The sequence below is a fragment of the Roseibium sp. genome (genome assembly GCF_048260565.1).
Classification (GTDB): domain Bacteria; phylum Pseudomonadota; class Alphaproteobacteria; order Rhizobiales; family Stappiaceae; genus Roseibium.
Genome location: NZ_JBLXGP010000021.1, coordinates 22,755 through 31,280, shown reverse-complemented (window position 1 = coordinate 31,280; position 8,526 = coordinate 22,755). Strand labels below are relative to the sequence as shown.

General features: G+C 54.6%; 7 protein-coding genes. 5 read left to right on the top strand and 2 right to left on the bottom strand.

What is annotated here, in order from left to right:
- The first annotated feature begins 1,140 nt into the window (after positions 1 to 1,140).
- The 5 genes from ACN0SO_RS26430 (at position 1,141) to ACN0SO_RS26410 (ending at position 6,492) form a co-directional block, all read left to right on the top strand.
- On the top strand, positions 1,141 to 2,430 hold the full coding sequence (locus tag ACN0SO_RS26430; RefSeq protein ID WP_417682775.1) for a nucleotidyltransferase: 1,290 nt from the start codon (positions 1,141 to 1,143) through the stop codon (positions 2,428 to 2,430).
- Entirely contained in the window at positions 2,354 to 4,069 is a 1,716-nt protein-coding gene (locus ACN0SO_RS26425) for a ThiF family adenylyltransferase (RefSeq protein WP_417682773.1), read from the top strand. The genes ACN0SO_RS26430 and ACN0SO_RS26425 overlap by 77 nt, the downstream gene beginning before the upstream one ends.
- On the top strand, positions 4,066 to 4,533 hold the full coding sequence (locus ACN0SO_RS26420) for a Mov34/MPN/PAD-1 family protein (protein ID WP_417682771.1): 468 nt from the start codon (positions 4,066 to 4,068) through the stop codon (positions 4,531 to 4,533). The genes ACN0SO_RS26425 and ACN0SO_RS26420 overlap by 4 nt, the downstream gene beginning before the upstream one ends.
- 8 nt (positions 4,534 to 4,541) lie before the next feature.
- On the top strand, positions 4,542 to 5,621 hold the full coding sequence (locus ACN0SO_RS26415; protein ID WP_417682770.1) for an SAVED domain-containing protein: 1,080 nt from the start codon (positions 4,542 to 4,544) through the stop codon (positions 5,619 to 5,621).
- A gap of 109 nt (positions 5,622 to 5,730) precedes the next feature.
- A complete protein-coding gene (locus ACN0SO_RS26410) occupies positions 5,731 to 6,492 on the top strand; it encodes a hypothetical protein (protein WP_417682768.1) in 762 nt (253 codons plus the stop codon).
- A 220-nt stretch (positions 6,493 to 6,712) separates the two neighbouring features.
- On the opposite strand, the gene ACN0SO_RS26405 is transcribed toward ACN0SO_RS26410, so the two are convergent.
- Both ACN0SO_RS26405 and ACN0SO_RS26400 read right to left on the bottom strand, forming a co-directional pair.
- The gene (locus ACN0SO_RS26405) at positions 6,713 to 7,756 is read right to left on the bottom strand and encodes a serine/threonine-protein kinase (protein ID WP_417682766.1); all 1,044 of its coding nucleotides are present in this window, start codon (positions 7,754 to 7,756) and stop codon (positions 6,713 to 6,715) included.
- On the bottom strand, positions 7,749 to 8,204 hold the full coding sequence (locus ACN0SO_RS26400) for a hypothetical protein (protein ID WP_342895816.1): 456 nt from the start codon (positions 8,202 to 8,204) through the stop codon (positions 7,749 to 7,751). The genes ACN0SO_RS26405 and ACN0SO_RS26400 overlap by 8 nt, the downstream gene beginning before the upstream one ends.
- Between the last annotated feature and the right edge of the window lie 322 nt (positions 8,205 to 8,526).

The following is an 8,526-nucleotide window of genomic DNA, read 5'->3' as shown; positions in this document are numbered from 1 at the left end:
GAAGAGACCGGTTTTCTTTCCGTTCTCGTCGATCTAGAGGAGGTGAAGACGCATGTTCGATTGGAAGATCACGGCGGCTATTCCCTGCTCGATGTCGAATAAAAACTCAAAACGTCAACGCGCGTGGTCAAGGGGTTAATTGAATTCGGCTATCTCCCGGCGGAGACCGCGATCAACCCAGTCAACCGCTGTCCGCAAAAGATCGTCAAACGACAAGAATTCGAAACGTTCTCAGAGCGCTACGAAACGGCAACTTCTCTATCGCGTCGGCTTGGATTGCATCTTCGCACCACAATCAAACACCTGAAGGACTCCGGCGTTGAACCTGCGTTCCCAGTTGAACAGGTTCATGCAACATTTTACGACCGAGCCATCGCGTCAGAGAAAACTCGGGAGTTCGCGAAAGATGACCAACGAGACGAACCCCAGCAGGCCTAGCGAGACCTGCTCTCCTTCGGTGTCCGCGGGGTGCAGCAAGTCTGACGTTGAGGCTGACCCTGCAATTACCTGGTTGGACAATTTTACAGACCGGATGGCACATCCAAGCCAAGCCGAAGAGCATTTCTTTACACGGCGCCGGCAACTCAACCTAGATACCGGCACAGACGAAAACGGAAACCAGTCACAAGCGGCCAAGCTGCCGAAAAGGTAAGCGGTCAGCCTCACTGAAAATCCATATCACCGCTGCCATCTTTCCATCCTGAAACGAACCCACTATTGCTTCGATGGACGCCTCCCATTTCGGAAGGCTTTTTTGTGCCTGACGTCAGGAATTCAAGGAGTTAGGCTTTTATTGAGCCAGTTTATCCAATCATTTGAGTACGACTTTGGCCGAAATCAGAGAAGGACCGAGCCAAAATAAAGAAAAAAGCCATTTAATTTCATTAACTTATACTTCTCATGAGCCATACTATGCATTCACGTACAATTGTCCATGCATGCATAGGATGGACAATTTAGGCCAATAAGCGGCTCAAAACGAAAAATCCGGACGCTCTTAGGCGTCCGGATTGACCAAAGCAAGTGCTGGCCAAAACGCACTCCACCAATTCCGGGCCCGAAAGGTACCCGGACAATGCCGAGAAGAACAAATCATGAAATAAACGGCAAAGATGTAGATATTCATGAGGTATCCTAATCATGAACGTGCATGTGAATTCCATCGAGGACTTCCTTAAAGCTCTGGTGAAGGAGCTGGAGGTTCCTGAAAACAGATATGAGCAGGCCCAGACGAGTTACACCTCACTTGGGGAATGGCTTCATCGTCCTGAAAGCACGGTCCGGAAGTACGATCCTCAGATCTACTGCCAAGGTTCGTTCCGGCTGGGAACTGCAATCCGTCCGCATACGGACGAAGAAGAGTATGACGTCGACTCTGTCGTAGAGCTTCGCGCTCTGACCAAACACAACAAGACCCAGCAAGAACTGAAGGCGATGCTCGGCGCCGAGATCAGGGCTTATCACGACGCCAAGGGCATGGTGAAACCTGTCCGGGAAGGAAATCGCTGCTGGGTTCTGGACTATGCCGACGGTGCCCAATTCCACATGGATGTGGTTCCAGCCGTTCCAAACACCGAGCAACAGCGAACCCTTCTCGAAGCCAAGATGCTCGACACGCGCTGGGTGGCGACCGCGATCTCCATCACGGACAGGCGGGCGCCCAACTATTGGATACTCTCGGAGGACTGGCCCAGATCCAATCCAAAAGGCTATTCTTATTGGTTCGCATCCAGACAAGCGGTGGTGTTCGAGCGTCGCAAGCGGGCGGTATTGGAGGAAATGCAGAAACAGGGCTTCCGCGCAAGTGTGGAGGATTTACCGGACTTCAAAGTGAAGACACCGCTCCAGTCGGCGATCATGATCCTGAAGCGACACCGGGACAACATGTTCGCCCGTAATCTGGATCTACGTCCGATCTCCATCATCATTACCACGCTCTCGGCTCATTCGTACGAAAATCAGGACACGATCTCTGGCGCACTGTTCACGATCCTTGACCGAATGGATCAGTTCATCATTCATGACGGCGAAAAGTACATCATCGCAAACCCCACCGACCCCTTCGAGAACTTCGCTGACAAGTGGGAACGTGAACCGCAGAAGGCCGAGGCGTTTTTCCAATGGCTCCGCCAGGCTCGCGCAGACTTCGGGGCGGCAGCGCAGGCAACGAACTACAAGGGCATGGCCGATGCCGTCTATCAAAGGATGGGATACCGAGCTGCAACCAGCGCGGTTGACCGGCTCACCGGAGGGTCACGCCTGCTGCGCGCAGCAACTGGTGCATCTGCGGCAGGCGCAGGCACGGTTGGTGCGCCTATGCCGGTAGACGACCGACGAAGCCTCAGGGCTATGCATGATCTGGTGGTGGGAAGATCAGAACAGGGCAAGAGCGGAGAAGGTCGCATTCACCGTCCTTCAGGAGGAAAATGATTGGCTGACGAGCGTGCACGTCAGGCACCTCGCCAACTTACAGCTCTGCGTGGATGTGGAGATCCTGCATGGCGGGGAAAACATTACGCTGGCGGTAATCTACCCCACCACATTCCCTGATACCCCGCCGATCGTTTTGCCCCATGGCGAAATTCAGCTTTCCGACCATCAGTATGGTCCCGGTGGGGAGCTTTGTCTCCAGTGGCGTCCGGACAATTGGGATCCTGCCGTCACCGGGGCAATGATGGTGGAAAGCGCTTACGGCCTGATTGCTGCTGAGCGCAGTTCCGATGGAGAGGCCGCCGCAGTTCCCTCGGAGCATAGTTCATCGCTTGGGGCGGAACTGCGCTTCGAGAGCTGGCGCTTGATGGTTCCGGAGGGTGCGTGGGCGGCGCTCGAAGGGCAGCTCCCCGAGGCGGTTTTGGAGATATCCCTGACGATCACTGCACGCAGGACCCACCGGGTGGCTCACCTGAGATCAATAGGTGCACACGGCAACGAGGTTTGGATATCGCCGCAGCCTACACCGAATGCACCAGGAACACGGACCGGCTACATATTGCGGACGGCACAAGACATGAGCGTGCTAGCGCTTCATGGAGGCGGTGAATTCCAAGACCTCGCCGAACGTATTCCTGAACTCTCCTCCCTTCTTGAAATGTCGGATTGGCCGTTCCTTATCGTTCTCGAAAAAAGCGGACGTAGGATTTCTTTTGACATAGTACGCAGCAAGAACGACTTTCCATTTCTAGTTCCTTACCGGATCGTTGAGGAGGAGGTGCTGGCCCAACGATCCGCCTCGAATCGTGAAACAGTATCCATGAATCGCGTCGCGATCGTAGGCTGCGGCTCGATTGGCTCGAAGGTCGCCGCCTCACTCGCCCGCGCCGGAGTCAGGAAATTCCTCCTCGTCGACGAAGATATCTTCCTGACTGGCAACCTAGTGCGGAACGAGCTCGACGCTTGGGCGATCGGTTGGCACAAAGTGGACGCTTTAGCCGACAGGGTCGGCCAGATCGCCACCGACACCGAAATCGAAACGCGGCGCGTCGCTCTTGGTAGCCAGACCTCTGCCCTTGGAATGGAATCTACGCTTGAATCGATTGGCGAATGCGATCTCATCGTCGACGCGACCGCGAATCCGACATCGTTCAATTTGTGCGCCGGCGCTGCAAAACGGCACAGCAAGCCGATGATCTGGGCAGAGGTTTTCGGCGGTGGGATCGGCGGGATCATCGCAAGAGCGCAGCCTAACACGGACCCCTATCCGTTGGCGGCAAGAAATCAGATCACGACGTGGTGCGACGACCATGGAATTCCTTGGCAGACAGAGACCGGAAACCCGTACGAGATTAACGGAGACGACAAGCCGCCATTCATCGCTGACGACGCCGATATCTCTGTTATCGCCGCCCATGCAACTCGGTTTGCCCTCGACATCCTTAAAGGCGGAGAAACGTCATTTCCCCATTCCGCCTATGCGATCGGCTTAAAGAAAGCTTGGATCTTCGAAGCACCCTTCGACACTTGGCCAATCGACCTGCAACCAACGGAGCCTTGGGAGGAGCCGGTTGCGGCGCAAAGCGAAGAAAATATCAGAACACTGATGTCAGATCTCATCGACGAGAGATCTTCGTGACTGTGCAGTTGGTCCTTCCTCGGGCGATCGTGGATAGGATGAAGAACATGCTGGCTCGTGCCGCCGACAGGGAGATTGGGGGCATCCTGATGGCACGACAAATCACACCCGGACAATTCGAGATCGTCGACTTCTCCGTCGATGAGCTGACGGGCGAACGGGCGCATTTCGTCAGGGATCACGTCTTTCACAACACGTTCCTAGACGCGTTCTTCGAAAGGACCGGTTACGACTACGAGAAATACAACTACATCGGCGAATGGCATTCTCATCCCCGGCTTCCAATCTTTCCGAGCCTTACCGATCTGGAATCCATGGAGGATCTCGTGAATGGAGAGCGCCGGATTCCGTTTGCAGTCCTGCTCGTCGTCAGGTCAGACACTTTCCGCGAATTCCTCGCGGTCGCAACTTTACATCAGTGCGGGATGTCCCCGCAAACCGCGCACATTAAATACGAGTCGTAGAGACAGCCATGTATCGAGATACGATCGACTGGAGCATCCGCGAATTCATCAAATTCCTTTTCAGACCGCGAGGATTCGAAGGAAAGGTTGCTGTCGCTTGTGTTCCTGTTCTTGTCACCCTGCTGGGTTGGAACTGGGTCGTCAAAGCCACCATCCGAGATGAGTACTCCGTCGAGGTCGGTTCAACTAACGTTATCCCGGAGTGGGTACAATGGCCCCTCGTGGCGCTGTTCGTCGCGACCTTCGTCTTCTGTGTCTGGATCGGTTGGAAGCGGTTCTCCCGCGAGAACGAGCTGCGGGACAGGAAGAGGGTCATTGTCATGGAAGGCCGCGGGTTGCGTGACGACGATGGCTCTCCCCTAACCGCAGCCGTGCCGTCAGACATCATAGGTCACCGGATCGGTATTATGCTGGACCTACGGCAGCGGAAAGACGGCGTGATCGTTGATCCGGGCGATCTCCTGAACGAGGTAGATGCTGGGCGACGAACAATCCAGCAGCATTCGAAGCACGGGGACGCTCAGGACGTGACCCTCGTCTACGGTGGGTTGACTCCCGTACCAATGACCTTCCTTACCGGGGTAATCTTCGACGACGAGGGCAAGATCGTCGTCATGGATTGGGACAGGAATCGTGAGGCGTGGCGCAACCTGGACAGCGGGGACGACGGTCAACGCTTCAAGATGGAAGGGTTCCAAGACTTCGGTAGCGCCGCGGAGGTCGTGTTAGCGGTCTCAGCGTCCTATCAGGTCAGGTCAGAGAACATTGCGACGACCTTCGATCTCCCTGTTGTTAGGCTTTCTCTGCCTGACTTAAATTCATCGCATTGGTCACAGGACAAGCAAAACGCTTTGGCCGGGCAGTTCCTCGAAGCCGCGAAGTTCCTTGAGGCGAAGGGAGTGACGACCATCCATCTCCTTCTGGCCGCTCAAAACAGCGTCGTATTCAACCTGGGTCGTCGCTACGACAAACGAAATCTCCCAAGTCTCATCGTCTACCAATACGAAGCGAGCAACGAAAAGAAGTATCCTTGGGGAGTTCGAATGCCCGTTCGCGGCGAGACGACACCTTCGATCGCTCGAGCGTAGTGATCTGCTCCCTCTGAACGAATGGTATAGTTGTTCATGCTTTCAAGGTCGTCTAGCTTCAACTCCGAAATCTCGGGGGCCGGATGGCGCCCGCATTCAAGAGCATTGCATGCCCATTACACTACCAACCGCTTCTCCTAAACGAGCTCTGTTCCGGAAGCTCGTTGATGCCAGCATATCCATGGTACCAATAGCGGGTGGTCATCTGGCTGCCATCTACAGCCTCACTCATCCGCCGCAGTCCGAGATCGACGAGGAGAAGTGGCGACAGGAGATCACCAAGCTTGCCGTCGATACCGAGGCAGCTGTGAACTTCATCTTAAAACGCGTGACGCTGTCAGAGGACGCTGCCTACCTTGGGCGCTGGATGAGTGAACACGCCGAGCGAGGATGGGCTGACATCTTCGACTACGATCAGATCATTTCCCAGTTTCCCGAAGCATCGAAAATGGAAATTCTCGAGGCTTTAGGTGAGTTGGAACTTGAGGAAATGCTGCGGATCAACAAGGTTATCGGCAGACCGTTTGGCAACGTCGTTACCGCCCCCAAGCTTTATGAAACATTCGATCCGATCGTCTTCGAAGACGTCAGCCCTCGACGGGATGCAGCAACCGTTGCTCTGGCAGTTCTGGACACTGACAGTGCAGTTCTGGACACTGACAGTATGGTCTCATGTTCCGCTCTCGCCGACAAACACGGATGGAGGGTGCGCCGGATCAATCCGGCACTGGCTATCGTTGGCGAGATGATTGCTGACGGGCGCAAGAGCCGCCCCCTCGGTCAACCTCTTGGTATCCGGGCCATGACAGCCGATCTTCAGGAACGCGCGCGCCTTCGCAGATTTGTGAAGCACATGAATGCAGAGTCTTGAGGCTGAGGCCGCCACCAAGCGGTCCAGAGGAGCTACTTGCGCTTATCTACCTTCGGTTCGAGTCGGAAGCTCACATAGAAGTTGTTGTCGATCAGTGCGCTGGTGAAGTTTTCCGCCGTGCGCTTCCTTGGTTCTTCTGCCACGCGTTCAACCACTACGCATGCAGGTCTCATCTGCGAGCGTTTCATGTAGTTTCTGGGACTGTTCTTCACCTTGCGCATCAGTAGTCCGTGAAGATCTTCCTGAGATTCTTGTCGGTAATCTTGTCCTTGCAAGCATCGCCCACACGGCGTGCCTTTCCTCCGTTAACGCTTTTGTAGCAGGTAGTAGTTCCATCCGCGTTAACGGTTAGCTCATACTGAGTTTCATCGCTCGCTTTTGTCCAGACCTTTCGGTCCGCATGTTCTACGAGCCGCCAGTCGAGGCAGGCGCCGTCTATCCCAGCTATGGCGTTTGCCACGTCTAGCGCCGACTGATAGCGATTCACCGGATTAGTTTCCAAGCATTTCTTGATCACATTACGCAACGTTGATGGCACATGTGGGGCAAAGGACTTCCGATCGGGAAACTTCCCGTTGCGGACATCGAAGCGGAACGCCGCACGGTCAAACGCAGCGGGCGGACCGTACTTAACCATCTGTGCGTAGAAATGCTCGTTACCGTTGCACATACGATACAGCGTCAACCCAACTTGATAGATGTCAAATGTCCGCTCGAAGTGATCTGTATCCAACGCCTCCGGAGCGATCATCGGCGTATAATGCCTGTCCTGCGCAGCAATCCCTGAGTAGTTCATCTGCTTCGCTTGCCCGAAGTCGGATACGAGTGCTTCCTGCCGCGATGACAAAAGGATGTTGTCTGGTTTCACGTCGAAATGCACAAGTCCCTTGGAATGGATGTTGTGCAGGCCCGCAAGGATCTGCGAGCCGAGAGTGATGATCTCCCGGACGGTCATATGGCATCCTGTGATCAAGTCTTTTGCCGAGCCGTTGCGATAATACGGCATCGCCACGTAGACATGGTCAGCGTCATAGCAAGCGTAATGGACCTGGACCACGTTCGGATGTGCGCTCGCATACAGGGCTTGGGACTCGGCGAAAAATTCGTCAGGCGAGTTCAGGGTGCTCTTCCGGATCTGCTTGATGACGATCTCGGCATTGAGTTGATGGTCGCGCGCAACGTAGGTTCGCGAATTGCGGCCGTCTTGTCCGATTTCCTTGATGATGTCGAAGGCAAGTTCAGCCTTCTGGTATGGCTTAAGCATCCTTGGCTCCCATGGCGCAAAGGATCGCTTCCCGCTCTTCCTTTCCCATCTTCTTCCAGTTCTCAACTCCTGGATCATCATCGCCATCGACAAGTGGCTTGAAATTTTTCCGATCTACGCCGAGACGCTTGGAGATCGATGCGATCTGGCCCACGTAATAGGATTGCAGCTCGCTGCTTGCGAATGCTTCCTGAATGATGCCTTCGATCTGGATCCGTTCGATATTGGGGTAGTTGGCCACAGACTCGGTCACCCTCACCCCTGCTCGCTCAACTTTGTATTCGCGAAGGACGTCCAGAAGATTCGAGCGGACATATTTCAAGGCGGCAGGAGTTTCGAACGCTGCCGGAATCTTTATCTTCTCGACGTTTAGTATGGAGCCTGCGTCGGTATCGTATATCGCGAAGGTGACGACCTTCGGCGCGGCGCGAATGCCAATAGTGATCATAGCCCCCCCAGATCAGGACCGCTTCCCTGGCGATTCTGTAGCCCGGTCACAATAATCTTATGCTATTGCTCGACCACAACTCAAGGTTATCGACTATAGGAAACTCATTGAGTTCTTTCCACCGGATCGGAAGGGATTCTTTAAGCAGCACTTTGTAAATCGCCTTACGATGAAAACAACAGAAGGAATAACAGTATGGCGGGCAAGTGGGACACCGTGAAATCCGACGGGGCATACGTCATCGAAGAGCAGAAACCATGTTCTGGTGGCTTCTGCTTTCGAGTGCGCGGACCTGGCATTTCAGGAAGCGGCCTGTGTCATA

Excerpts from the sequence above, each read along its gene's own strand:
- ACN0SO_RS26405 (WP_417682766.1), bottom strand. The coding sequence starts at position 7,756 with ATGCTTAAGCCATACCAGAAGGCTGAACTTGCCTTCGACATCATCAAG.
- ACN0SO_RS26430 (WP_417682775.1), top strand. The coding sequence starts at position 1,141 with ATGAACGTGCATGTGAATTCCATCGAGGACTTCCTTAAAGCTCTGGTG.
- ACN0SO_RS26410 (WP_417682768.1), top strand. The coding sequence starts at position 5,731 with ATGCCCATTACACTACCAACCGCTTCTCCTAAACGAGCTCTGTTCCGG.
- ACN0SO_RS26425 (WP_417682773.1), top strand. The coding sequence starts at position 2,354 with ATGATCTGGTGGTGGGAAGATCAGAACAGGGCAAGAGCGGAGAAGGTC.
- ACN0SO_RS26400 (WP_342895816.1), bottom strand. The coding sequence starts at position 8,204 with ATGATCACTATTGGCATTCGCGCCGCGCCGAAGGTCGTCACCTTCGCG.
- ACN0SO_RS26415 (WP_417682770.1), top strand. The coding sequence starts at position 4,542 with ATGTATCGAGATACGATCGACTGGAGCATCCGCGAATTCATCAAATTC.